This window comes from Sporolactobacillus sp. PKPK-6, assembly GCF_056678885.1.
Window position 1 is genome coordinate 678,347 of the sequence record NZ_JBWXPA010000001.1, and the last position, 24,930, is coordinate 703,276.

Below are 24,930 nucleotides of genomic sequence, written 5' to 3' on the forward strand. Positions count from 1 at the left end.
CTTGCAATTTGTATCGAACCGCATGCTAGTCCATTAATCGTTTTCTTTTGCCGATCACAAGAGAAAGTGCAGCGAAGGCGACAGCGAAAGCAATCACCACAGTCATGCTATAAATAATAGATGAAAGATCAGACCATCCAAATTGAGTGAGCTTAGCGATATGAGCATTGGCCTGCACATACCAATACGTCGGTGTGAAGCTGGCAAGCTTAAGCACCGTATCATTCAAGAATTCCTGTGGAACGAACACCCCGCTTATAAAGCAAGGGCCAAGCGTAATCACATTGCAGACTGCGGACATCGCCTCAAGATTTTTCATCAAAGTACCGATCAAATAACTCATACTGGTCATACAACCCGTAAATACTAAGGAATTAATTAGGAAGTAAATGATATTTTGTGTACTGTAGCTGCCGGTGTCCAGCAGAAAATCAAATGCAATCAAAATGACCCAAGCGATAGCCGCAAACAATAGATTCGCCATAATCAGCTGAGCATTAACGCTGCCGGCGGAAAGCGGCGAGCAGCGATGCCGGCGGCTCAAATCCTGTTTGTTGAAAACAATCATGATCGTCGAAATGCCCATGATAAGAACGGCAGATAAAGCATAGGCAAAATAATTGAAATAGTATAAGGAAAAACTCCCCGAGGTTTTTGCACTCTGATGTGCTTTAATCTGTACAGGTGTCTCGCCGGATAAATTTTCTTGGAGGCGTTCTGCCAGCTCCTCTTGGCTTATACCTGGTTCATGCTTCGCGTAGAGTCGCGCCAAGTTCCAATATTGGTCGACATTAATGTCGACATAGGCATTCTGAATCGATCCGGGCACAACGGTTTTCTTCATTTGCGCCGATCCTCCGTTCAGCACACTGTCCGTGAAGCCCTTAGGAATGCGTAAAATATAAGTGACCTGACGGAAAAACAGGGCGTCCTGGAGTTCTTCCGTACGATCGGGCAAATTGACAAACTGAGCGCTGCGCGACAACTCATGGCGAAAAGCTTCAGTCAGAGGGGTCTTTTCCTCCGAAATGAATGCCACTTTAGCTTTCTTTTGAGAATAACCGTTACTTAGTTCTGACGTGCCATTCGTTGCCAGTGCAATCGAGATGGCTAGAAAGATAACGATATAAATAGAGACTGAGATCCAGTTGTGCAGGAAAATTTTCAAACATAGCTTAAAGACTGGCATATTTCCGCCTCCTGACGATCAGATAGGTCGCGGCGCTGAATAGAACGATAAAAAGGAGCATTGCGCCTACGTTCAAGGCATACCGATTTAAAGAATCATAATAATAGAGCGCGTAGAATGCGTCGGTCAGCAGGTTTACCGGATTCAGCCAAACGAGTGGCGGAAGGTATTCGGCAATTAGTCGAGTAGGACAGCGATTCACATCTTCTGTCCCCTCACGGAACCGTGCGTGCGCTATTTACGCACACGGCTCTTCTTGTTCATGGTTCACAGAATGTAGCTCAGCTCCGACCGAAGTTGATAAATATTGACCTTGATTCGCGGTTGCGGCAGAGGGAAGCGTTTGAGAAATTGATTAAATTTTTCCCATGTGAACGATCGTTTCTGGCTCCTTCTGTTTAACCATTTATACAACAACCGAATCACCTGCAATCGAAAAGCGCTCACGCTTAGACTGTTATCGGTGATACAATAGTAGTTGTAATAGCCGGTCAATGACCTCTTGAGCCGATCCATGATGAAGTCAATCTCTTGGGTCCGATGGCCTTTCAGCCACTGCGAATAGGCTTTGAGTTTGGCACCCACTTTCTTTCGGCTGCTTTTCCTCTTGACTCGAAAATGTCCGCTTTTACTTTGCCCACAATAGTGGGTGAATCCCAGGAAGTCAAAAGTCTTTGGCTTCCTGTTTCCATTTCTCTTGGCATTTTCCTGAGCGAATCGTCCGAAAGGGATGATCCTCGCTTTCTCCTCCGCAAGCGCCAAGTTAAATTTTTCTAGGCGCCGCTTCAGATCGCAATAGAATCGTTGGGCTTCCTGTTTATACTGAAAACAACAGACAAAGTCATCGGCATAGCGCACCAGATAAGCCTGTCCCTGGCACTGTTTCTTCACCGCTTTCGTAAACCATAGGTCAATCACATAGTGCAGATAGACGTTAGCTAGGATCGGCGAGATCAGTCCGCCTTGCGGCGTCCCTTGTTCGCTTGCGTGCCAAGTTTCCTTCTCCATGTAACCCGCTTTTAGAAAACGGGCAATGAGCCTCAGAAAGCTTGGATCCTTGATCCGTAGCTTGAGAAAACGCATCATCCATTGATGGTCGACATGATCGAAAAAGCCCCTGATGTCCACATCAACAATGTAGTTCGTGTACTTCTTTTCAATGAAGACATTCAGGACTTTAAGTGCATCATGGCAGTTCCTATTTGGGCGGAAACCGAAGGAACAGTTAAGAAAGTCTTGCTCATAGATGGCATTAAGGATCTTCGCCAGACCCCGCTGAACAATTTTATCCTCATAGGCAGGGATGCCCAGTGGGCGTTTCTTCTTTGTTCCCGGTTTATCAATATATGTCCGCCGGACAGGGAGCGGCCGATAGCTTTTCTGCTTCAGGCGCTTATCCAGATCGGCAAGGTGTTCATCAAGATGTTCTTGATAGCTTGCCTTCGTCATCTGATCGATGCCCGCTGCTTTGTTTCCCTGCAGTTCCCGGTGACAGACCCTCAATTCCTCTACGCTCAATAAATGAGCCAGAGAGGTGAAGGCCATCTTCGGATTTTCCTTCGCTAGCTCTGCTATTCTTACCTGTTTTGTAGTCATCTCTACTGTCACCTCTGTGTGTGCCGATGTGTCCCAGATAAGATTCATAAACAAGGGAAAACACCTTCCCTCAACCGGCATTACCCGATATCATGGGTACTATGTGCTTCCTCCGACTTCCCAGCAGACATTTAACGTCCTTACATTTGATTGCTTGGTTCGCTATACTTTCTTTCGAAAGACCCGCTGGGATCTCCCGAGTTGCCGTACCTTATTGATGCTCAGCGTGCCATGGTCTCTGACCCCGGGGAACCCCCAGACCTCTTGCCTTAACGATGTCTGGCGTGTTGCCTTCTGGAAGTATAACGCCATCGGCATTCCCATTTCATAAGTTTTCGAGGCTCAATCCCTTCAACCACTTGGCTTACGGCCCACTGGCTCGCTGTCTACGCTTAAAAACCAAAGTTGCCTTTCGTTCTCCAAGACTCGCTACGGATGAGTGGCTAGCTCTTTTCCGACGGGCTTCCCACCCGCTATAAGGCACGACCTTGCTCGGTCGCTCTATACTTCATATCTAAGAACATCATTCCCGAGAGAAACGAGCCGACCATGGTTACAACCATTAAAATAGCGACTTTCAGTCCTCCGCCTTTTTTAATGAGCGCACTGATAAATGCCCCGAATGATAGGCCGAGCACGCTGCCGACGAGCGCGGTCAATAAGACATACCCTGTGCGCGGACCGAAGCTGATGTTCAATCCGAAGCGCAAATAAGTAAGCAAAATGAGAATTTCTGTGTAAAGAATGACCAGAGCGGCTGAACTGCCGGCAATAAATGCCTTAAGTTTGTGTACCGGCGCCATATTTACACGTGCGGCGCGGTCAGTGATATTCGCCTGAATATCGCTGACCTCTTTCATGCCCCAGAAACTTCCATAGAGACAGGCCATCGCAATTAAGGAATAAAAATAATTCAATATATTATTCGGTTCCGCGCTTCCACCCGAAATCTCCTTGACATAATTTTGACGGTTGCCGACATCATTCAACAATCCGTTCTGCAAGGCTTCAGGATGATCAGACGCGATTTGCATGACAGCGGAGTTACTGGAACGATATTGATCGGCAAAGGTTGTCATTATGCTCTGATTGAATCCGGATTCCTTTACGGTCAATTTAATCGTCTTTCCGCTTGTATAATAACCGTCAATCTTCCCCTGCTTCAGCCATTCAGCTGCCTCTTCCTGATTCGACGCCGCCTTCATATTAAACAAGCGATTTTTCCCTTTCGAAACACTGTTCAATGCTGATTTAAACGGGGCATCGTACTGATTGTGACCGCTGACAACAACTGCTGCGTCAATAGGATGAAAGGCCTCATCGTCATTCAAGTTCATAAAGGCTAAGTAGAAAAATGTAGCAAGCAGAATGGGGAAAAGGAGTGTCCAAAACACCAACTGTTTGTCTCTGATTAAGCACTTAAATCGATAACGGAACACATGCGCAAACATTTGATTCATCTCCTCTCAGTCGCGAAGCTGCTTCCCGGTTATTTCAAGAAAAACATCATTCAGAGTCGGCAATTCAGAATAAATACGACCAAATCCAATTTGATTGTTTTTCAAAAAGTTAAGGACAGACTCGAGATTGTTCGTTCCCTTTCCTGATTTGATGATTAAACGTTTATCAATCTTATCAACCGAAACAACACCGGGAAGCGCGCGCAATTGACACAGCTGCGTTTCTTCAATCGAGAACGTTTCTACGGTGATCTTTTCACCTAGCGTAATCATTGCCTTCAGCTCCTCCTTAGTTCCTGAGGCAATGACCCGGCCCTTGTCCAGGATGACAATTTTTGAGCAGATCTGCTCTACTTCCTCCATGTAATGGGAGGTATAAACAATGGTCGCTCCCTGTGCGTTTAGTTTCTCGATACCCTCAAGTATTTTATTTCGACTTTGCGGATCAACGGCAACAGTTGGTTCATCTAAGAAAATGAGCTTCGGTTTATGAGCGATTCCACAAGCGATATTCAATCGGCGCAAAAGGCCGCCGCTCAATTTCTTCGGATAAAACTTTCGAAAATCCTCAAGCTCAACAAAAGCAATCGCTTCTTCGACCAGCTGCTTTCGCTCTGCCTTGTCTCGAACATAAAGGCCGCAAAAATAATTGATATTTTCATACACCGTTAATTCGTCGAATACCGCGACGTTCTGCATAACAATACCGATATCGCGTTTGATAGCGTAAGCATCCGGCGTCATTTTCTTACCGAAAATTTCAATTTCTCCTTTGTCATAGCTCAGCAATGACAGAATGCAGTTGATCGCCGTGCTTTTACCGGAACCGTTCGGACCAAGCAGACCGAAGATTTCTCCTTCTTTAATATCTAAAGATAAATGATCCAGAGCGACAAGGTCTCCGTACCTTTTCACCAAATTCTTCACATGAATCATCATTTTCGTGTCTCCCTTCCTATCTGTATTCAGTTTAGCTGCTTCGTTATATCGATGTAAGTGCCGTTCATCATCGATGTTCATGACAATTGTCATCATTCCCCATTTGGAATTGTGCGCACAGAGAAAAAATGGTTAAATGAAAACATAAAAGGAATGAACGAAGACGGACGGTGGCTATGAATCATATTATTGATAAATTAATCCTTCTTATTTGCTGTCTTGCCGTATACCTGTTCGGCCGGACGTTTGATAGTGATGTTGTCCCGATTCTGCTTGCTGTCATTTTCACCTGTCTGCTCAGCTATTTTGATCAGAGTCGTTGGCAAATCATTCTGACTGCATTCTTTTTGTTCATCGCACTGCTCTTGCCGTGGGCTTGTGTTTTTCTGCCATTAGTCTGCTATGATCTGCTTTTTTCAAAGAAACAATGGTTTTGCTTGCTAGCGCTGCTGCCTTTAACACTCTTTTTCCCGAATGCTCCTTTGGCTGCGGATACAGCACTCTGCGCACTTTTTGTTTTTTCCGCTCTATTAAAATACAGAACGATTGCATTTAACCAACTTGCAGAACGTTATTATAATCTGCGTGATACGACAAAAGAAATGTCTTTGCGTTTAAAGAAACAAAATCAGGATTTGCTGAAGAAACAGGATACCGAATTAACAATGGCAACGCTTGGCGAACGCAACCGAATTGCGCGTGAAATCCATGACAGCGTGGGACATCTGCTGTCGCGTGCACTGCTGCAAATTGGCGCTTTTCTCGCTGTGAAGCAGGATCCGCAAACGAAGGAAGCACTCTCCACTCTGAAGGATACCCTTTCAGAAGCGATGACGAGCATCAGAGCAAGCGTTCACGACCTCCATGACGAGTCCATTGATCTGCGTACTCAGCTCGTTGATCTGAATCATAAATTCACCTTTTGTCCGCTAGCCTTCGATTATTCTGTCCAAAACACGCCGGGAAGCAAGTTAACCTATGCGTTGATCTCGATCGTAAAAGAGGGCTTATCCAACATCGTCCGGCATTCTGCTGCCACACGTGCGGCAATTACGCTCCGCGAACATCCTGCATTTTATCAATTGATCATTTCCGATAACGGGCGGGTGCGAAACTATGATCCGAATAACGGAATCGGTTTAAAGAATATAAGAGATCGTGCCGAAGCATTTAACGGTCTTCTCAATATCGAAACAAAGAACGGATTTGAACTCTTCATATCGATACCTAAGGAGGAAGAAGGATCATGAATGTACTGATTGTCGATGATGATCGGCTTGTCTCCTCATCGCTCAAAACGATTCTTGAGGCGGATTCTACGGTTCATGTCTCGGGAATCGGCAACTCTGGGACCGAAGCGGTTGCCCTTTATCGCGAACTTACCCCCGACATTTTACTCATGGATATCCGGATGGACGGAATGACAGGGATTGAAGCGGCCAAGGTCTTGCTAGGAGAGAATTCTGAAGCAAAAATTCTTTTTTTGACCACTTTTTCGGATGACGATTACATTGTCGAAGCTCTTCGTATAGGTGCCAAAGGCTATATTTTGAAGCAGAATTTTGAGAGTATCGTTCCGGCTCTGAAGGCTGTTTTCAGTGGTCAGCGTGTATTCGGCGATGCCATCGTCAGTAAAATCCCCTCATTGATGAAACAAAAAGAACAGCCGAATTTCAGCCAGTTTAAACTGAGCGAACGCGAACTTTCTATCATTAAACAAGTAGCAAACGGCAAATCCAACCGTGAAATCGCGCAAAACCTTTTTCTCAGCGAGGGTACGGTACGCAATTATATCAGCACAATCCTTGAAAAGTTGGCGCTGCGCGACCGCACCCAGCTCGCCATTTTCTACTACAAACAGCTTTGAGTAAAATGAACATCTTATTTGGGCAGTGTTGCGTATGATTGCGAATACAGGTCTGCTGCATTAATCGTTAAAAAGGCGGTTCAGCATTCAATTAATGAATGCTGAACCGCCTTTTTTCGGCTTTAATTGATCAAAACACTTTATTTAGATTTCAGAGCATTTCCATGTGCACGCGACTTCCTCTGCCCGATGGGACCGCAGGCGAAACAATTAATCGTCGCGGCAGTCGCTCACGCATCTCAGGCACGTGGCTGATGACACCGATTGCTAAACGCCGCATATGCAGCTTTTCGAGTGCGGTAACCACTGTATCAAGAAGCTCGGGGTCGAGCGAACCAAAGCCCTCATCAAGAAAAAAGAATTGAAGCGGAACATTGCCCCGGAGCTGGATCTGTTCTGAAAGAGACAAAGCCAGAGCAAGCGAGGTTAAAAACGTTTCTCCTCCTGATAAAGACGAAACCGGGCGATAAACACCGCCGTTCCCATTGTCTCGAATAACAAAACCGCCGTCCTCATCTACTTCAAGTACATAACGGTCATGTGTCAGTTCACCAAGCCGTTTCGATGCGGCGGCGCAAACCTGTTGAAGCTGCTCTTCCGCAACGAATTCGACAAATGCATTGCCGCGAAAAACGCGTTGCAATTTTTCATACTGATCGGAAGCCTTCTGATTTTTCTTTCGTTCCGATTCCAGCTTAAGGAACAATTTATGATCTTTCTCTAGATTTTCTCGTTCTTTTGAAGCGGCGCCAACGCGTTCTATCAGTGACTGCACCTTCTCCTTCAGTTCCATCCACTGCTGTCGCAATTCATCCAGTTGATTTTTAGAAACCGATTGATCACCGAGTTTTTCAGAGATTGACTGAATTTCAGAAGAAAGCTTTGTTGTCTTTTCTTCATAGCTTATCAGATTTTCAGAAAGCTTGACCCGCACGTCATCGCTTAAGTGAGCCTTTTGTACTTGATCACGCTTTTCAAATTGGGAAGCAGCGAGCCGTTCCTCCCATTTTGCACTTGCTGATTGATATGTCTTTTCCGCCCGTTCCTCTCGTGCAGAAGCATTTGTACAGTCCTTATCAACACGGTGATACGTGTCTATTGCGGCTTGAGTAATGCGTTCGGCAGATTCCATTTCTTGTTTCAATCGGACCATTTCCTGCTCAACATCGAGTGCCAATTGTTTCAGTGCCATATCTTCGCTTAATTCCAGCGCGTGTAATTGGTCGCGCCACTGAAGCAACGATCTCTCTGCCGCTTCCTGTCTGCCGACCCCTTCGCTCCATTGCTCGTCAAGGCTGCCTAAGGCCTCCTGATCTTGACCAGCTTTTTGTTCAAGTTGGCCAAGGTCTTTTTTCATCCGCTGTACCTCCAAGCGCAAGTGCTCCGCCTTTTGATCAGATTCACGGATCGCGTTAGCCTCTTCCTGTACTTTTTTGAATGAAGAAAAGCGGGTATTCCATTCATTTAACCGCAGATCACGTTCCCGTTTTCTTTCGATTGCTTGGTCTTTAAGGGACGACATCTTTTCTATGTACATGGCAGATCGAGCATCACATGTCGAGTGTTGTGATTCGATAGTACGCGCTCGGTCCAGCTGCGTCGCCAATTGATCCGCAACCTGCAGCTGATCCTGTTTCTCCTCTTTAATCGCGAGCGTGATTCGATTGAGCAGATCCTTTATACCGGAACGCTCCCATTCTGCGAAATCAACTGATTGATCCATGTCATGATTTTCTCGACTAGACGGTGATGCTGCCTGCACAGAAGCGGGAAAGGCTTTCGCCTGCTGCTCTAATTGTGCTGTGCAGATTCTGGTTTCCTGAAGTTGATTCATTAAGAATTCAGTTGTTTTCTGATAAAAAGTTCTCTTTGCATCAATTTCAGTCTCTGAAAGCATTTCATCTCCTGCCACCGGAGTTGGATGGTGAAGCGCGCCGCATACCGGGCACGGCTCGCCGTCACGCAGTGCAGCAACCAATTGCAACGACAGATTATGGCGATTGATCCGGTCGCGTTCTTGCTCAATTCCTTTGTTTTGCATGTCAACAAATGTCTGCGCAGATCGAATGAGCCTGCTTGTATTAACAGCGCGGTTATAAATTTCCTGATTTTGATTGAAAAGCGATGAATCTTTTTTATTAATCTGCTCCTGCTCACTTTCAAGATGCTTGATTTCCTGTTCGCATTTTTCAAGTGTGTCGCGCAGTTGAATCCATTCACCGCGTTTCTCGCTAAGATAAACATCTAGAGTATCGATCTCTTTTTTTTCTTGCAGAGCTTGTTGAATGAGCGTTCGTCTGTCGCTTGGCACTTCCAGTGCCGTCAGTTCACGCTCTTTCTTATCCAGGCTCGCCTTCATTTCATTAAAGTGCTTCTGCTCTTGCTCTAGTGCTGTTCGCGCCTTGCCTCGTTTTTGCTCGAGCGATTTTTTTTCTGTTTGGAGCTCTTGCAAAGCGTTCAATTCACTCTTAAGCTGATTTTGAATCGATGCGCCTTGGAGAAATTTTTGTTTACTCTCATCAAGCTTCGGCATTTGCTCATCCAAATTTTTCTTTATGCCTTCACGTTTCTTTTTTACCGCTTCAAGCTGTGCCTTTTCAAGATCAAATCGGCGTCGTGCTTCCACGTGTTCATTTTTTGCCTTTGTCGCTTCCAACTCTGTATCGCTCAACGCCTCTAGGTAAGGCATCAACTTATCCGCTGCCTCATTACGATCAAGCTTGATCCTTATTGTTTCATAGTTGTCCTTTTCCCGGATCAACTCCTGAAGTACCTGAGTCTTTGCTTCCTTGTCTTCAATCATGCTGTAGATCTGCTCAAATAATTGCTTCTCAGCTTCCACGTGCTCAAGCTTAGTCCGCGATAAAGTGAGTTCATGCTCAATCTCTGTGCATCGTTTGATTGCCGCGTTGACCGCCTCTATAGATGCATCACCAAGCATTGCCTGCTTCTCAACAATAATCTGGAGCTGCTGTTTCCGTTCGTCGAATGCTCGTTTCAGACGTGCAGATAATTCATCACCATATTTTTCAAGATGAAAGAGCCGTTGGAGCATCTTGCGACGATCATTACCTTTGAGTGTCAAAAATTCAGCGAATTTACCTTGAGGCAGCACAACCGCCCTTGTAAAATCATCATGTGTCAATCCAAGAATCTCTTGTACGGAACGCGTCAAATCACGTTCTTTATCAGCAATCACCTCATTGACGGCGTCAAGCTTCAGCAAACGGCAGCTTGCCAGACGCAAACCGCCGTCCTTTGTGCGCTTATAGCTGCGTTCCGCGCGGTATCGTTCCGTTTTATCTCCGGAAAGTTCAAAGGTGAAACCAACCGACATCTGTTCTTCAAGCTGATTTAAGATCCCGGATGTGTTATTTGCCGCACGCTCCACCGTTCCATAAAGTGCGAGCGTAATTCCATCCAAAATCGTCGATTTTCCGCTTCCTGTCGGACCGAAAATGCCGAATAATCCGTCCGCACACAACGCTTCAAAGTCAATATGCTGTTCCTCACGAAAACTATTCAATCCGTTTAAGGTCAATTCAATCGGTTTCATTCGGAACCCTCCCCGCCGCAACTTCACGCGCGGCTTCATCCTCGTCAATCAGCTGCATGAATAGACGAATAAGATCGGTACCAGGCTCAGCGCCATCTGTCTGCTTTTTATAAAATCGAACAAAAAGTTCATCAATAGGCAGATTAGAACGTTCAGAACGTTCTTTGTCTTCTTCAACACTGTTGTATATCGGTCTTATGGTGACGATCCGCGGACGTGCTTTACGTAGTGCTTGAATGTCATGCATGCTCATGGCTTCATCCAGCCGGATTTCCAAATCAATCCATGCTTCAGGATCACGTGCTTCATCAATCCACTGATGCACTTCATTTAAGCCATTCTCCGCATGCCATCGAGTCAGCGGACGACCCGATTTAAGTTCAATCTCTCTTAATGCAAGCGGTGCACCAGGCATACCCTCAAGAATACTAATTGATTTAGGCCTGCCGGCTTCTGAAAAACTATAAGCAAGCGGCGATCCGGCATATCTTGCCGGAACCGGTGAGTCCAATAAGTTTTGCGGTCGGTGCAGATGTCCGAGCGCAACATATTGAGCAGAACGAGGAAAAGCAGATGGATGGACTGTATAAGCACCGCCTACTTGAATCGGCCGTTCAGAATCAGATTCTTTGCCTCCTGCTGCAAAAAGATGAGTCATCAAAATGTTCACTGCATCCTTATTAAACGACTTTGCCTGCTCACGAAAAAGCGCAGCAAGACGTTCGTTATATGCAGCCTTAATCATGTCTTCATCATTGATTTCACTGAGACATTCATTTAAGCGGGATTCGGAAGGATAAGGAACACACCCGAGCACGAGTGTCTCGTCTGTCCTTTTGATCGGGATGACCAGGGGCTTAAGCACTGGCCGACCGACAATGGTTATGCCCTGCCTTCCGGCGAGTGGCCTGGAAGCCTCCAGCCGCTCCGGACTGTCATGATTACCGGCAATGATCAGAACAGGACGTTTTCCGCCGAGTGACAAGCGCTGCGCGGTTTCGTAAAAAAGTGCTTCGCTAGCAGCAGGAGGATTAACCGTGTCAAAGACGTCGCCCGCCATCAGAATCGCGTCGACATTTTCTTCGTCCGCAATGCAGCAGATTTCATCCATAACCTGCTCCTGTTCCTCTGCTCTTGAGCGGCCCTCAAGACTGCGCCCAAGATGCCAGTCGGCTGTGTGCAAAAGTTTCATGACTGATTCCCCCCGCTTGTCAGATCGATAAAGCAGCCAATATCAAAAGCATAAAGACCGACAAGTGCTACTTTCTGCTTCCAAATTTGTTCAATGGCTTGTCTGTACAGATCGAGCTGCACTTCATAACGACGTTTCAGTTCAGCTGCAGCAGTTTCCTGATCAGGAAAACGACCGGAAAGGTGATCGGTTTTATAATCCAAAAGAATTAATCCGTCTTTATCTTCAATAATGCAATCAATAACGCCTTGAACGAGCACCGATTCTTGATGATTTGATCGTTTCCATGTTGGATAAACATCATCTGTCGATAAAGCAAGACTGAACGGACATTCTCGGACAACTTTACTCGCTGCTCGCATCTTTTCTCCGATCGGTGTCTGGAAAAATTGATATACTGCTTCATAATCGAAACTCTGCTCCTGCACGTCAGTAATCACTTCATTTTCTACAAGCACGCGGCCTTGTTCCTGAAGCTGCTCCTGATCATCGACTTTATTTAAATTTAGATGCTGCATAAACAAGTGAAGTGCGGTACCTCGCTCAGTTGCAGAGAGTGCAGATTGCTGCAGGAATTGTGGACGGTCTCTGCCGATCGAGGAAAAATGTTCCGGGTCGCTAAGCAGGCGATCATCGGTCCCATCGCTGAAGTAGTCTTGCTGTGCTTTAATTTCCGTAACCGTCTGTTTCGCCATTGATGTGGTGGCCGCAAAATCGGGATACGACCACTCGAGACGCTTTGCGACCTCATCCTGAAATCCGGAATGGGAAACGACAGCTTTACCTTGATGAAGTCTCTGCAGACGTTCCCGATTCACGGCCTGACGATGATCCTCTGCTTGAGTAAGTCCTGAAGCAGCAATAATCTGTACGATCCATGAAGAGGGGTCCATTGATACTGCTCTCTTATCAGGCTGATCATCCAGCAAGTCATGAAGTGCTTCAGCTGCGTGATGACGCGCAACTGCCGGGAGAATCCAATCAAAGAAGGTTACGGCAGACGCACGCGCATCTTCCGGAAGCAGCCACTCCCTGGTTTGCAGAACAGGTCTGAATTTCTCTATTTGTTTTTTCGCGTCTTTAACGGTTCCAATCAGAATCAGTTTTTCTTTTGCCCGCGTAACCGCGACATATAAAATACGTAATTCTTCAGCAGTCGCATCCGCTTTCATTCGTTCTTTGATCGCCAAATAAGGCAGCGTGGGAACACTGGTACGCATGTCGGGATTAATCCATTTCGTACCGAATCCCAAATCTTTGTGCAAAAGTGCTGGTTCAGCGGTGTCACGCATGTTGAACCGTTTATTCATACCCGCAACAAAAACAACAGGGAATTCCAATCCCTTGCTTTTATGGATGGTCATAATGCGAACAACATCTTCCTGCTCACTAAGTGCACGTGCTTCCCCAAGATCGCCGCCGTTTTCTCTCATTCTTTCAATAAATCTGAGAAACCGAAACAGTCCGCGAAATGTCGTTTTTTCATATTGACGCGCGCGATCGTAGAAAGCTTTCAGATTTGCCTGGCGCTGCGTGCCTCCAGTCAATCCGCCGACATAGTCGTAATAACCGGTATCGCGATAAATTTGCCAAATTAATTCAGCAACCGAATGATTTTTAGAAAAATCACGCCACTCTTCAACCTTTTCAAGAAATAAACTCAATCGTTGTGCTAAATCTTGTTCATTGTCTTCTGTATAACGTTTTAAGGCATGATAAAAACCTGATTCCCGATCAGACATACGGATGGCAGCCAATTCATCCGCGTTTAACCCGATGATCGGGGAACGCAGAACTGCCGCGAGCGGTATATCCTGCTCCGGGTTGTCAATCACTTGCAGAACAGAGAGCATGACCGACACTTCCACCGTGTCAAAATAGCCTCTGGATAACTCTGCATAAGCGGGAATAGCGCGGCGTCCGAGCACATCTTTCATGACTGCCGCGGATGTGCTTGCAGAGCGCAGCAGAATCGCAATATCTCGATAGCGGATTTGACGCATATGTCCTAAATCACGATCAAAGACTTGGTAGGACGGGGATGTTCCGTCGCCGATCATCGCCTGAATTCGATCGCCGATCGCACTCGCCTCAAGTTCCGAGGAGTCCAGATCGTCTGCGCCCTCCGAATCTTCATCTTCAGCACCAGCGCGATTAATCATTTCCAGATCAATTGGACGGCTCTCCTGAGGGTAGCTCGCCCCGCAGCGCAATTCTGCTGCGGCATCATAAATCACACCGCCGACCGCCTCGTCCATGGTTTGTCGAAAAAGAAAATTCGCTCCGTCGACGATTTCCTGCCTGCTGCGGAAGTTGTTTGACAGATCAATAACTTGTCCATCGCTTTCCGGCGCGGAAAACAGTTTATATTTTTCAATAAAGAGTCCTGGTTCGGCTAATCGAAATCCATAGATACTCTGTTTTACATCGCCAACCATGAAGAGATTGCCTCCATGGGTACTGTCTTTAGTAATTAATTGAATAATCGTTTCCTGAACACGGTTGGTATCTTGATATTCGTCAATCATTACTTCATTGAATTGCGCGCGGAACTGTTCGGCAACCACAGACGGCACCTCGTGATTCGTCGAAGACCCTTCGCCGCGCAAAACAGTGAGACATTCATGCTCCAGATCGGAAAAATCGAGAACGGCTTTGCGCCTTTTTTCCTTTTTAAACTGCTTGGTGAATGCCTTTACAAGCTCAATGATCAGATCAACAGAAGGTGCCATATCACTTAGATCGTTCAGACATTCTTCAGAAGAGCGCGAAAACCATTGCTGCTGCAGCTCAGCAACTGTGGTCTTAATCTTATCTCGTATTTTCTTTACTTGATCCTTGAGCGCTGCGTCAACCTCTTTACCGCGAATCGCCTTCAGCTTGCCAAATGACACGGTCAGACACACAGAACGAAGCGTCTCCCAATCTGAGTCTACCTTAGATAGAATTTGCTGCAGTGCCGCCAAATCTTCAGTCAAAGTCTCCGCGTAAGCCGCAGGACCTCCCGGTTCGCCGCACAACCGTATCGCATCTTGAAGACTATGGACTGCTCCGGAAATCGTGCGCCATAATGCCTTCTTCAAATCAGACAGCCATCCGAATTGATCCAGTCCCCTTGCACTGTCCACACGATAGGCTTCAGCCATTTGATCCAGCCAATGCTCCGGCCAGGGATGACTCATCGAAAATTCATAAATACGTAAAAGCAAATGATTCAATGCATCATCGCTTCGGTCACTTGAATAGCGATCCACCAAACGATAGAATTCCGGATCGTCTGCTGCATAATACTTTTCGAGAAGATCATCCAAGACCTCCTCACGCATCAGCGCTGCCTCCGTTTCATCAAGCAGGCGGAAGCCTGGATCAAGATCAAGAAAATAATAGTATTGCTTGACGACCGACATGCAAAAGGCGTGCAGAGTCATGATTGACGCTTTGCCAAGCAGCCCCTGCTGCCTCCGCAAGAATAAATTTTCAGGCTCATCAACCAACCGCTTTTCGATTGCCTGTCCAATACGCTCGCGCATTTCAGACGCCGCTGCTTTTGTAAAGGTAACAATCAGCAAGTCATCGATATTCACACGTTGATCCAAATCCGTCATTTTTTGGATGATACGTTCAACAAGAACTGCGGTTTTTCCGGAACCTGCTGCTGCAGCGACAAGCAAATCATGACCACGTTCTGTTATTGCACGCCATTGTGCCTCTGTCCATTTTCTTTCTTTCGGGTTAGTGCTCATCCGGTTTCTCCTCCAACTTCGCCAATTTGCCTAAGACATCCTCGTCCTTCATCTTTTTCAACAAGCGATACTGATTGCCAGGTTGTGATTGATCAAAACGGCAAACCGGACGAAATGAGCAGTAGGTACATGGGACTTGCCCATTCATTTTAAAGGGGGTGATCGACACATCGCCGTCAATAATTTTACAACCGACGTCCGTCATCACCTCGCGAGTGTAGCGTCGAAGTGTTTTGAACTCCTGCACACCTGCGAGTGACGAACTTTTGTAGAAATCCCCGTTCTTTTTAATGCCGAATGGCGCAACATCCGAAATCTTTCCTTCTGCAGTCTTATCTGTCAGGAGCAGCGCGTCTTCATCTTCAAGAAGTAAACCTTTCATTTTAAAGTGCTTGTAGAGTTCACGTTCCAGCTGATCCTCCGGCAGTTTTTCATCCAAATTCAATACAGGGTTATGCACATGGAAATAAAGCACACCTGCAGGATCAGCTTCAGAACCCAGCCATTGTTTCGAATACGTGATGATGACATCAAGATAGGTCAGCATTTGAAGCGCAAGGCCGTAAAAAATCTCTGACAGATCAAGAGTTTTCGAACTCGATTTATAATCGATTATTCGTAAAAGCAACCGCCCCTGTTCGTCTTTGGCTTGATCCACACGATCGATTCGCCCGACAACATCCATTCTCGCTCCGTGTTTTAAAGGAAAGCTGAGCGGAGGCAGCGGTCGGCCGGGACCGAAAGGAAGCTCAAGACTCACTGGGGAAAAGCCACTCGACAATGCGTGACGGCGGAGGACACGTGCCACACGTGCCACGACCTGTGCCAACTTATGCTGCAGATATCGATAACGGTTCGAACTGGTCAGAATCTGTCTCTGCAGACTCGGTGCAAGCTCATTTACTGTGCCTGCTGCCAATTGATCGCATTCCTCCGGCGATAGATCTTGCCAGCTTCGATTTTCCTTCATAATCTGAGCGGTCATCTGTTTAATCGCCAAATGAAAAAGCTGACCGATATCAGGAGCGGCTAATTGAAAAGCTTCCCGTTCCTTGAGATTGAGCCCATAAGACGCAAATTGCGAAAATGGACAGGAATTGAATTTTTCCATTCGTGAAACGCTCGTCTGGATCGTCTGCCCATATAAGGCAAGAGCCGAATCCGGGCTGAGACGCTCATCATTGCGTGCAAACAGACCGGCCAATGCCATGTGTGCCGCACTGCCCCACTCGCGATGCACCGTAAACCAGTTATAGGCATCCCACCATAGTTCGGCAATCGGATACCCATTTTTCCATTCGCGAATTTGAGCGGAGAGAATACTTACCGTTTTTCTTGGTGTATTGATGAATGCAAGCTGCTCCTCATCCTTCAGGGTTCTTGGTTCTGCGGGCGCCAGCTGCACCTGCAAATCCGGGTAAAAGTGCCGCAGTCGAGAAATGAGTGGAGAGGGTCTCAGCGACTCGCCGTCTTCAGAAGCGAGCGGATAAGAAATAAAAAGGCGCTTCCTTGCTAGTGTCAGTGCGCGATAAATCAGTTCATTCTCACCAGCCATTTGTTCTGATTCGCCTTCAGCCACCGTTACGCCTTCATCGAGCAGCAGTTCACGATCCTTACCGGAGAACAGTCCCTGATCTGTTGGTTTCGCCGGCAGTACCCCTTCATTAACGCCCAGGAGGAGGACATCCTTCATTTCTGACGACCGCATCCGATCTAAACTGCCAACCAGCACTTGATCCAATGCCGGCGGGACCATCGCAAATTCCAGTGCATCAAGCCCCGTGTCGACAACCTTTATAAACAGATCGAGCGTCATCTGCTCGTCTCCTGCTGTTTCCACACATTGATCAAGCAGATCCACAACTGCTTTCCATGCCTGTCCGTGTGCCTTTGCTTCGGAAAGCTTTTGCTGTTGGTCCGCTGTTCTTGCCAGCCGTTCGAGCTTTTCGGGAATGGTCATATCGATCAGAAAACGGTAAAGTGCTTCGCATTGTTCGGAGACCGTCGTCGCATCTCCTAATCGTCGCTCCAAGGAAGCAATCGGCTGTGCAACAAGCATGCGGTATTTATTGATCGTCTTTTCTGCATGTTCTTCAGCTTCTGATTGTGCTCTCGTTTGCTCCTCCAGCCCCCTGTAGATCCGATAATGCCATGGATCTTCATCGGTCCACTTTTTCCCATAATAGCCGCGTGCGATTACATAGTTTTCCAGCTGATCCATGCCTTCGCGGGCTTCCTTTAAATTGAAATCAAATGGAATCAAGAAATCAGTTTTCACGCAGCGGAAGATCGGTTCATAACGCCAATTTTGTTGGATCGTTTCCAGCACTGAGCGAATAAATTCAATGAGAGGATGGTGTTTCATCGGACTTTTTTGATCAATAAAAAAAGGAATCTGATAATCTTTGAAAATCGTTTCAACAAGATCGCGATAGTCTGCCAGATTACGGACAAGCACCGTCATTTCACGGAAACGGTCACCATGGACACGTGCACAGTGAATGATATTGCGTGCCGCCTGCTCCACTTCCTCACGGCGATTTGCAGCTTCAGTCATCGTGACTCCATCCGTTTCCAGGCTTACTTGAGAAGGATACTGTCCGAAATGCAGACACATATTTTTTAAAGACACTGACTGATACCGTAATGCATCGGTTTGAAAGACAATGGGTTCAAGCATTTGATCATTCATCTCTGCTCGTTCCTTGAGCTGCAGAAACAATAGTGCGGGATGGCGAAACACAGAAAATTCATCCGGTGCCCGATCGTAGATCTGATCCGTTCCTAAAGCAATGGTGACCCGTCTGCATGTTGCCATCAGCCGTTCAACCACCAACATTTCCTGCGGCGTCATGGTCTGAAAACCGTCAATCCAGACTTCCGCCTGTTTCAGAAAATCAGCGTGATCCATTCGCTCCACCATGAGCTTTAGATAATCCTCACTATCAATATATTTTCCTTCCAGAGCTTGGCTGAACGATTGATAGATGAGCGACAAATCATGAAGCTTGTCCTTCAGAAGGAGCCGTTCCGCGCTGTCTCCTTTAAGTTGTTCCGCTTCAGTGATCATTGCTTCCGGTTCAAGACAAAAACGTTTAAATTCAATCAGCGTATCGCCAAGCAGATCGTAAAAGCCGTTCTGCTGAGATGCCTTTTGAAAGAGTCGAAGTTTCGTTTTATTCTGCTCAACAATTTTGCGCAGCAGCATCGACACACCGGTCGCATTCAAGTGTTTTCGCGTGGCTCCGCCTGCCTGCTGCAAGACGCGCAGTGCAAGACGCGGCATGCTGTACACATTCAATCGGGTCATCCCGCCAAGTCCCGCAGTGGATGCCAGTGCATACTCCATGCTGAATGTCATATGTTCGGGAACCAAATAAATGAGCGGTTCCCCATCCGGCCGTTCACGCAGATGGCTGCGAATTTCAGATAAGCACATCGCCGTTTTACCCGTTCCCGGCCGTCCCAATATAAATCGGACAGACATCAGTCTCCCCCCGTTTCATTGTATCTAAATAGATCTGAACAGATCGTTAATTCGAAAGTTAATTACTATAATTATAGCATATACAGAACATCAGTTCTTTTCATTCGCTTGACCAGCTAAATGAAGATTCATTGACAAAAAGCCGCAGAGATTCGCGTCTCTGCGGCTTTAGTTATACTCATTCAGTTATTCCTGCACTTTACTTCCGGTATTTCCCTACTTTTTCTTCGATCGAAGTACCTTGAGGGCGGAAATGAATTTTTACTTCCGCCGCGACTTCATCAGCACCCGCTTCGACCGTTGCATATACCGTTTTTTTCACGACATCGAGCAGCTCGTCAAGTTCTCCTTCAAGAATCGTTTCGAGTGCTGTTACCTCATACTTTACACCTGAGTTCTGAATGACTTTAATTGCTTCATCAACCAGTCCGTATGTGTCCTTTTCTTTTGAAAAGGGAAGAATTTGGAGCCCTACATTGCTGATTGGCATGTGAAAGTCCTCCTCAACACTGATTTAATCTTCGTCCCAAACTTTTACAGCCTTCATGACATCGCCGTTCTGCATTTTAAGAACTGCATCGAGTCCGCTGGTTACTTGTCCAAATACAGTATGCACGCCGTCCAAATGCGGCTGGGGTTCGTGAACAATGAAAAATTGGCAGGAACCGGTATCCTTTCCTGCATGTGCCATCGAAAGCGCACCGGCAACATGCTTATGCGGATTACCGTCAGTCTCGCATTTAATCGTGTAGCCGGCATCGCCCATCCCTGTTCCTGTCGGATCGCCGCCCTGGCTGACAAAACCCGGAATCACACGGTGAAAAGTTACCCCGTCATAGAAGCCTGAGTTCGCAAGCTTTTCAAAATTGGCTACTGTATTCGGTGCTTCCTCCGGGAAAAAATCAATAGCGATCACGTCGCCGTTTGCCATTGTAATCGAACCTTTTTTCATAAACATCCTCCGCTCTAACGCCTTTTATCGGCGCGTTTTGTCTCAACCTTTCTATTATATACAAAAATGAGAACAATCGCTGAAATACCGACTAAAAAACCGCCGACGCAATACCCCGCGAGAATATCCGTAAAGTAATGGACACGTAAAAAAGGCCGGCTGAATCCAATCAGCAAAATCATCGTCAGGCCGATAACAGCCCACGCGATTCGAATCCATTTTGTTTTTATTAACGGAAGAATAAGCAAAATGAGCAATCCATAGACAGTAGACGCATTCATTGCATGTCCGCTTGGAAAACTAAAGCCGGTTTCATGCACAAGGTGCTGGAACGGCGGACGATCACGCATCACCCAATTTTTCAGTACACTGTTCAGCTCACGCTCAAACAAAAACACGCAGGGAAGCAGAATAGACGAAAAAAAACGTTTGTAAACGAAGAGATAAATCATGAAGAGAGCAATAATCCAAAGCAGCAGTCTGCTTGAGGCAAAATCGGTAAACTCTGAAAAAAAAGTGACCAATATGGGAATTCGTATTGGATTAAGGCTCTGAACAAGTGCACGATCTGCCGCCTGAACAGCAGGTTGCCGGATCGCAATAACCAAAATTAAAAAAAGCAAAATACAGATCATGCTGAACCATAACCATGGAATGATTGATTTCTTTTCGTTTTCTGTCAATGCCACAATCGCTACCTCCTAATCTTAAGCATGATCCGTTGCAGAGCGTTTGATTTATGCTACGATAACAGAGATTCAATGCATGTCTCTCTTTTATTCATAGCTAAGGGGATGAACATTATGACAGATTTTCATTTTGAACTGAACGGTTCATGGACAGGATCCTGGGACGGCGAGGGAAAAATACAGACAAACGGTCTATCATCTGCGATTTCAGTTGATCCGGCCATGTCGGGAAAAGGCATCGGAACAAACCCGGATGAATTATTAATCAGCGCGCTCGCGTCCTGTTACATGATCACCCTGGGCATTCGATTAAAAAAAGAAAAGATTGCTTATCACCGTATCGATATCCATACCAAGGCGACGGTCACAAAAAAAGGCGGCCTGCATTTTGAGAACGTCACCCATTACCCGACGATCCGTTTAGCTGAGCCGCTTACTAAGTTACTTAATGACCATCTGACAACCTGCATCCATAAAGCGGAACAGGACTGCGTCATTGCAAAAGCAGTCAAAGGAAATGTGAAGGTCACCGTTGAACCGACGTTTATCAGCGAATCTTAATTTGAGTGTTTTTCACAAATGCTTTTCCTTTGTAAAAAGCAACTTGTGCAGAAAGAACCGATTGTTTTGCCTGACGCGCTGCATCTTGGATCTTGCCTTTTTTCTGAGTGATATCCGATTGAATGCGTGAAAGATTGCGTGTGAGTTCATCTTTTTCATTCAGAATTCCTTCAGTTTGATCTTCTAATTTTGCACTGGTCTTTGAAATTTTCTCAATGGATCCGTTCATCAATTTAACCGTCTTAGCAGCGGAAACAATGAATGCGATGATTGATGCAACAACAAGCGCAAGACTTAGGTAAACGATAATCATTAAAAATACGCTCCTTTCAGAGTTACCGGTAACTATTCTAAACGTATCATACCCTATTACAGGCAAAAGATCATGGTGCGATGATTCGTTTTTAAATATTTTTCTTGTCCTTCTTTTGAACCTTTTGTTATACTAAATCCGATTTATTTTAAATCGGATGGATGTTTTTAAAGGAGATTAACATGGAAAATAAAGTGGCATTGATTACGGGCGGGACCCGCGGGATCGGAAAATCAATTGCAGAAAAATTTGCGCAGAACGGATACAACCTTATTTTAAATTATGCACGTAAAAGTACGAACGCCGAGCAAACGAAGGAAGCGATTGAAAGTCAATATGGCGTCTCTGTCCATATTATGAAAGCAAATGTCGGTGAACTTGATCAAATTGACCAGCTTTTTGATGCAGTTGAATCTGCATTCGGTCGTCTCGATGTCTTCATCAGCAACGCAGCGTCCGGCGTTCAGCGTCCTCTTATGGACATTCAGGAAAAACATTGGGACTGGACGCAGGATATCAATGCAAAGGCCTACTTATTCGCAGCCCAGCAAGCAGCAAAACTGATGAATAAAACAGGCGGCGGCCATATTGTCGCACTGTCAAGTCTTGGCGCAGTCCGTGCGCTGCCGAACTATGTCGTCGTTGGTGTTTCAAAAGCGGCTGTTGAAGCGCTCACTCGTTATCTGGCTGTAGCGCTGGCGCCAATGAATATTACAGTGAACACCGTTTCCGGAGGCGCTGTTGACACAGATGCACTGAAGCATTTTCCAAATCGCGACGAACTACTCGATCAGGCAGCAAAACGCAATCCCGCCGGTCGGATTGTCGAGCCTGAAGATCTCGCTGAGGCCGTGTATTTTCTTTGTACTCCTGCGGCATTCATGATCCGCGGTCAAACAATTACAGTCGACGGAGGGCTTTCCCTTCTTGCGGATTAATCCGCGTTACGTCTTAAAAACCAAATACATTCCCTGTCGACAATCGCCTGTTTTCTTTCAGGCGATTGTTTGACGTTCAGTCCACCTGCTCTCAATAAGAAGTATCGGAAAATGCGGTCGTTGGTAATGAAATTTCATCATGTTCAATTCGAATGTTCAAAAAAGAACCGGAGGATAAATCTCCGGCTCATCTTTTTCTTATTTAATTACACCGCATAATATTCTGTCTCCTGAGTTTCCGGAAGGATCTGTCATCTGATCGTCGCCTCTTTCATGAATGATTAAGGCGGAACCATCGGCATCTCTTAACGAATTTGGTTTACCCTCTTGCAACGTTACCATTGAATTGAAAAGTACCGTTTTTACATGACCATGGCTGTCCGCAAAGATATTCATCATATCTCCCGCATGAGGTCCCATTGGATTCTTCAACCCATGTTTTTTGTGTTCAGGATTAAAGTGACTGCCGGCAGACATGAAATCTGGAGGTGTACAGCTGCCATATTCATGAAAGTGAATCGCATGGATACCCGGTGTTAATCCGTCCGCCTCCAGTTCAATTCGAACGCCCTTTGGTGTCTCAGTTAACGTTGCCGTGCCCATTTCTTCATTTTTTGCATTAATTAACGAAACAATCAGCTTCCCGCTATGAATATCCTTAGCGTTCGCTTTCATTTCGGGGTAGTGCTCATAAGCGATCGTTGATAATGCGACAATCGCACAAAGCAGATATATGAATTTTCGATACTTCACCCGAATCGACCTCCTAACTGTAGGATGCACCGATTCATTCTGTTTTACTCTAGAAGATAAAGAAGAGAAGGGATTTCTTTAAAAAAAATGGCGAAAATGCTATGATTTTATTTATAGTCATTCTAAAATTTCACAGAAACCGGAGGACACTTATGAAAACAATGAATGAATTCAAAAAATTTTTGGCACGCGGTAATGTGATTGACCTTGCCGTGGCAGTGATTATTGGGGCTGCTTTTGGACAAATTGTCAGTTCTCTTGTTAAAGATATTGTGATGCCGCCAATCGGCTTGTTGCTTGGAAAAGTTGATTTCAGCAATTTATATCTAAATTTATCCGGTCATGCATACAGCAGTCTCAGTGCAGCTCAGAAAGCTGGGGCTCCAACCATTAATTATGGACTCTTCCTTAACAATGTTATCAATTTTCTCATTATCTCAGTGGTCATCTTCTTTGCAATTAAGATACTGAATAAGACAACACCGAAAAAAGAGACAACAACAAAAAAATGTCCATATTGTCTATCATCGATTCCGATTAATGCGACAAAATGTGCAAACTGCACAGCTGATCTTCCGGATGAGACAACTGAACAGCCTATTCATTCTCATTAAAATAATAAAAAGCTTCGGAATTGATATAATTCCGAAGCTTTTTCATCTCGAAAAATTTACATTTGATCTCCCATTTACGACTTCTTTATGTATAATGAACTGTGGTGAATGAAAATTGAACGAAGGTTGATGTCGTCCTATGAATCGTTTGACAGTATTGGGCATATTACTCATTGCCTGCGGATTTTTCCTTTTCTTCTTAAAAAATAACACAGCCTTCACACGTATCATTCATTATCGAATAAAAAATCCGAGTCGTTTTATTTTGACGAGCAGCATTATGATTCTGCTCGCCGGTGTTTATTCAGTCTTAGCTCCCGTTCTGTCTGTCATGATGGGTGCCGATTATTGGATTCTTTACTTTATAGGACTTCTCGGCTGTATGATGCTTCTGATCCTGTTCTTGCTTCCTAAATCGTAACGAACTCCGGTAAGGGTCGAATCTCGGTTTTAGCAATCACGTTTCCTTCAAATGTACAATGGTAATCTGCAGGATCACTGCTCCCCACATCAAGCACGCGTCTCATAAAAAAACGAATAGTCGGGACGGTACCGAAATTGTCTTCTGACAAAACCCAAGAAACATCTTTGAACGCAAGAATGCCTTCACGAGTCGCACGCGGCAGATCAGTCAATTCATCACGCGACACATTGGCAATAAACACATACATTCCTTGAGCAGGCTCAACGTCTGGATTCCATGTGACAATTCCGCGAAATACGGGTGAAGTTAATTTGATGCCTGTCTCTTCCCACACTTCACGAATGACACAGTCCTTCGGAGATTCACCCTGCTCCAGTTTACCGCCGACACCATTCCACGCACCTTGCCATGGTGATTTTTGACGATTAATCATAAGCACTTTATCTTCATATTTCAAGAACGCTAATGTGTAGCTCAACATTTAGCTGTATCTCCTTTTCAGCGAATCTTTTCTATAAAACTACTATACCGTAATTGTCATTTAATTTTCTTATAGTATACCAAAAATGTGATCAAGTCATGAACAATGTAATTCCCATAAATAATTATCTGATAAATGCAATTGACAGAACGTTTGTTTGCATATAAACTATTATC

Annotated in this window: 21 protein-coding genes; 6 read left to right on the forward strand and 15 right to left on the reverse strand. The window is 45.6% G+C overall.

What is annotated here, in order from left to right; translation table 11 throughout:
* Window positions 1–25 precede the first annotated feature (25 nt).
* The 5 genes from AC1MBV_RS03280 to AC1MBV_RS03300 all read right to left on the reverse strand — a co-directional run bounded on the left by AC1MBV_RS03280 (window position 26) and on the right by AC1MBV_RS03300 (window position 5,184).
* Entirely contained in the window at window positions 26–1,189 is a 1,164-nt protein-coding gene (locus AC1MBV_RS03280) for an ABC transporter permease (protein ID WP_255747048.1), read from the reverse strand.
* Window positions 1,176–1,391, reverse strand: a complete 216-nt coding sequence (locus AC1MBV_RS03285) for a hypothetical protein (protein ID WP_480947508.1) — start codon at window positions 1,389–1,391, stop codon at window positions 1,176–1,178. Before AC1MBV_RS03285 ends, AC1MBV_RS03280 begins: the two co-directional genes overlap by 14 nt.
* 65 nt (window positions 1,392–1,456) lie before the next feature.
* Window positions 1,457–2,833, reverse strand: coding sequence for a group II intron reverse transcriptase/maturase (gene ltrA / locus AC1MBV_RS03290; protein ID WP_480947509.1), 1,377 nt, complete (start codon window positions 2,831–2,833; stop codon window positions 1,457–1,459).
* A gap of 425 nt (window positions 2,834–3,258) precedes the next feature.
* On the reverse strand, window positions 3,259–4,245 hold the full coding sequence (locus AC1MBV_RS03295; protein ID WP_480947510.1) for an ABC transporter permease: 987 nt from the start codon (window positions 4,243–4,245) through the stop codon (window positions 3,259–3,261).
* Window positions 4,246–4,251: 6 nt separating this feature from the next.
* Window positions 4,252–5,184, reverse strand: coding sequence for an ABC transporter ATP-binding protein (locus AC1MBV_RS03300; RefSeq protein WP_480948251.1), 933 nt, complete (start codon window positions 5,182–5,184; stop codon window positions 4,252–4,254).
* Between the two features lie 176 nt (window positions 5,185–5,360).
* On the opposite strand from AC1MBV_RS03300, the gene AC1MBV_RS03305 reads away from it, so the two are divergent.
* Together AC1MBV_RS03305 and AC1MBV_RS03310 are read left to right on the forward strand one after the other, a co-directional pair.
* The gene (locus AC1MBV_RS03305) at window positions 5,361–6,434 is read left to right on the forward strand and encodes a sensor histidine kinase (protein ID WP_480948252.1); all 1,074 of its coding nucleotides are present in this window, start codon (window positions 5,361–5,363) and stop codon (window positions 6,432–6,434) included.
* Window positions 6,431–7,051: a response regulator gene (locus tag AC1MBV_RS03310; protein ID WP_480947511.1), complete on the forward strand. Its 621-nt coding sequence runs from the start codon at window positions 6,431–6,433 to the stop codon at window positions 7,049–7,051. Before AC1MBV_RS03305 ends, AC1MBV_RS03310 begins: the two co-directional genes overlap by 4 nt.
* Window positions 7,052–7,202: 151 nt before the next feature.
* On the opposite strand, the gene AC1MBV_RS03315 is transcribed toward AC1MBV_RS03310, so the two are convergent.
* From AC1MBV_RS03315 to AC1MBV_RS03345, 7 genes are all read right to left on the reverse strand, one after another.
* Window positions 7,203–10,607 carry an AAA family ATPase gene (locus AC1MBV_RS03315; protein ID WP_480947512.1) on the reverse strand — a complete coding sequence of 1,135 codons (3,405 nt, stop codon included), beginning with the start codon at window positions 10,605–10,607 and terminating at the stop codon, window positions 7,203–7,205.
* Complete coding sequence (locus AC1MBV_RS03320) at window positions 10,594–11,799, reverse strand: exonuclease SbcCD subunit D (protein WP_255747036.1); 1,206 nt, start codon at window positions 11,797–11,799, stop codon at window positions 10,594–10,596. The genes AC1MBV_RS03315 and AC1MBV_RS03320 overlap by 14 nt, the downstream gene beginning before the upstream one ends.
* Window positions 11,796–15,542 (reverse strand): helicase-exonuclease AddAB subunit AddA, encoded by a 3,747-nt coding sequence (addA, locus tag AC1MBV_RS03325; RefSeq protein ID WP_255747034.1) that lies wholly within the window; start codon window positions 15,540–15,542, stop codon window positions 11,796–11,798. The genes AC1MBV_RS03320 and addA overlap by 4 nt, the downstream gene beginning before the upstream one ends.
* Window positions 15,532–19,029, reverse strand: a complete 3,498-nt coding sequence (addB, locus tag AC1MBV_RS03330; RefSeq protein WP_255747033.1) for a helicase-exonuclease AddAB subunit AddB — start codon at window positions 19,027–19,029, stop codon at window positions 15,532–15,534. The genes addA and addB overlap by 11 nt, the downstream gene beginning before the upstream one ends.
* A gap of 199 nt (window positions 19,030–19,228) precedes the next feature.
* Complete coding sequence (locus AC1MBV_RS03335; RefSeq protein ID WP_255747032.1) at window positions 19,229–19,519, reverse strand: thiamine-binding protein; 291 nt, start codon at window positions 19,517–19,519, stop codon at window positions 19,229–19,231.
* Window positions 19,520–19,543: 24 nt separating this feature from the next.
* The gene (locus AC1MBV_RS03340; RefSeq protein WP_255747031.1) at window positions 19,544–19,981 is read right to left on the reverse strand and encodes a peptidylprolyl isomerase; all 438 of its coding nucleotides are present in this window, start codon (window positions 19,979–19,981) and stop codon (window positions 19,544–19,546) included.
* Window positions 19,982–19,995: 14 nt separating this feature from the next.
* The gene (locus tag AC1MBV_RS03345; RefSeq protein ID WP_255747030.1) at window positions 19,996–20,670 is read right to left on the reverse strand and encodes a phosphatase PAP2 family protein; all 675 of its coding nucleotides are present in this window, start codon (window positions 20,668–20,670) and stop codon (window positions 19,996–19,998) included.
* A gap of 114 nt (window positions 20,671–20,784) precedes the next feature.
* Here AC1MBV_RS03345 and AC1MBV_RS03350 point away from each other — a divergent pair, with 114 nt between their 5' ends.
* Window positions 20,785–21,231 (forward strand): OsmC family protein, encoded by a 447-nt coding sequence (locus AC1MBV_RS03350; protein ID WP_480947513.1) that lies wholly within the window; start codon window positions 20,785–20,787, stop codon window positions 21,229–21,231.
* On the opposite strand, the gene AC1MBV_RS03355 is transcribed toward AC1MBV_RS03350, so the two are convergent.
* Entirely contained in the window at window positions 21,218–21,544 is a 327-nt protein-coding gene (locus AC1MBV_RS03355) for a hypothetical protein (RefSeq protein WP_480947514.1), read from the reverse strand. The two genes, AC1MBV_RS03350 and AC1MBV_RS03355, sit on opposite strands and share 14 nt — an antisense overlap.
* Window positions 21,545–21,726: 182 nt before the next feature.
* Here AC1MBV_RS03355 and fabL point away from each other — a divergent pair, with 182 nt between their 5' ends.
* On the forward strand, window positions 21,727–22,482 hold the full coding sequence (gene fabL, locus AC1MBV_RS03360) for an enoyl-[acyl-carrier-protein] reductase FabL (RefSeq protein WP_480947515.1): 756 nt from the start codon (window positions 21,727–21,729) through the stop codon (window positions 22,480–22,482).
* Window positions 22,483–22,680: 198 nt separating this feature from the next.
* Here fabL and AC1MBV_RS03365 read toward each other — a convergent pair whose 3' ends face one another.
* On the reverse strand, window positions 22,681–23,235 hold the full coding sequence (locus tag AC1MBV_RS03365; protein WP_255747025.1) for a superoxide dismutase family protein: 555 nt from the start codon (window positions 23,233–23,235) through the stop codon (window positions 22,681–22,683).
* 152 nt (window positions 23,236–23,387) lie between these two features.
* On the opposite strand from AC1MBV_RS03365, the gene mscL reads away from it, so the two are divergent.
* Together mscL and AC1MBV_RS03375 are read left to right on the forward strand one after the other, a co-directional pair.
* Window positions 23,388–23,849, forward strand: a complete 462-nt coding sequence (gene mscL, locus AC1MBV_RS03370; RefSeq protein ID WP_255747024.1) for a large conductance mechanosensitive channel protein MscL — start codon at window positions 23,388–23,390, stop codon at window positions 23,847–23,849.
* A gap of 139 nt (window positions 23,850–23,988) precedes the next feature.
* On the forward strand, window positions 23,989–24,270 hold the full coding sequence (locus tag AC1MBV_RS03375; protein ID WP_255747022.1) for a hypothetical protein: 282 nt from the start codon (window positions 23,989–23,991) through the stop codon (window positions 24,268–24,270).
* Here the strand turns inward: AC1MBV_RS03375 and AC1MBV_RS03380 are convergent.
* Window positions 24,260–24,754 carry an NUDIX hydrolase gene (locus AC1MBV_RS03380; RefSeq protein ID WP_255747021.1) on the reverse strand — a complete coding sequence of 165 codons (495 nt, stop codon included), beginning with the start codon at window positions 24,752–24,754 and terminating at the stop codon, window positions 24,260–24,262. The genes AC1MBV_RS03375 and AC1MBV_RS03380 overlap by 11 nt on opposite strands.
* Window positions 24,755–24,930 lie beyond the last annotated feature (176 nt).

Coding starts and splice junctions, on each gene's coding strand:
- AC1MBV_RS03340 (WP_255747031.1), bottom strand. CDS start 19,981: ATGAAAAAAGGTTCGATTACAATGGCAAACGGCGACGTGATCGCTATT.
- AC1MBV_RS03380 (WP_255747021.1), bottom strand. CDS start 24,754: ATGTTGAGCTACACATTAGCGTTCTTGAAATATGAAGATAAAGTGCTT.
- AC1MBV_RS03350 (WP_480947513.1), top strand. CDS start 20,785: ATGACAGATTTTCATTTTGAACTGAACGGTTCATGGACAGGATCCTGG.
- addB (WP_255747033.1), bottom strand. CDS start 19,029: ATGTCTGTCCGATTTATATTGGGACGGCCGGGAACGGGTAAAACGGCG.
- AC1MBV_RS03280 (WP_255747048.1), bottom strand. CDS start 1,189: ATGCCAGTCTTTAAGCTATGTTTGAAAATTTTCCTGCACAACTGGATC.
- AC1MBV_RS03295 (WP_480947510.1), bottom strand. CDS start 4,245: ATGAATCAAATGTTTGCGCATGTGTTCCGTTATCGATTTAAGTGCTTA.
- ltrA (WP_480947509.1), bottom strand. CDS start 2,833: ATGAATCTTATCTGGGACACATCGGCACACACAGAGGTGACAGTAGAG.
- fabL (WP_480947515.1), top strand. CDS start 21,727: ATGGAAAATAAAGTGGCATTGATTACGGGCGGGACCCGCGGGATCGGA.
- mscL (WP_255747024.1), top strand. CDS start 23,388: ATGAAAACAATGAATGAATTCAAAAAATTTTTGGCACGCGGTAATGTG.
- AC1MBV_RS03335 (WP_255747032.1), bottom strand. CDS start 19,519: ATGCCAATCAGCAATGTAGGGCTCCAAATTCTTCCCTTTTCAAAAGAA.
- AC1MBV_RS03315 (WP_480947512.1), bottom strand. CDS start 10,607: ATGAAACCGATTGAATTGACCTTAAACGGATTGAATAGTTTTCGTGAG.
- AC1MBV_RS03305 (WP_480948252.1), top strand. CDS start 5,361: ATGAATCATATTATTGATAAATTAATCCTTCTTATTTGCTGTCTTGCC.
- AC1MBV_RS03300 (WP_480948251.1), bottom strand. CDS start 5,184: ATGATGATTCATGTGAAGAATTTGGTGAAAAGGTACGGAGACCTTGTC.
- AC1MBV_RS03310 (WP_480947511.1), top strand. CDS start 6,431: ATGAATGTACTGATTGTCGATGATGATCGGCTTGTCTCCTCATCGCTC.
- AC1MBV_RS03355 (WP_480947514.1), bottom strand. CDS start 21,544: ATGATTATCGTTTACCTAAGTCTTGCGCTTGTTGTTGCATCAATCATC.
- AC1MBV_RS03375 (WP_255747022.1), top strand. CDS start 23,989: ATGAATCGTTTGACAGTATTGGGCATATTACTCATTGCCTGCGGATTT.
- addA (WP_255747034.1), bottom strand. CDS start 15,542: ATGAGCACTAACCCGAAAGAAAGAAAATGGACAGAGGCACAATGGCGT.
- AC1MBV_RS03320 (WP_255747036.1), bottom strand. CDS start 11,799: ATGAAACTTTTGCACACAGCCGACTGGCATCTTGGGCGCAGTCTTGAG.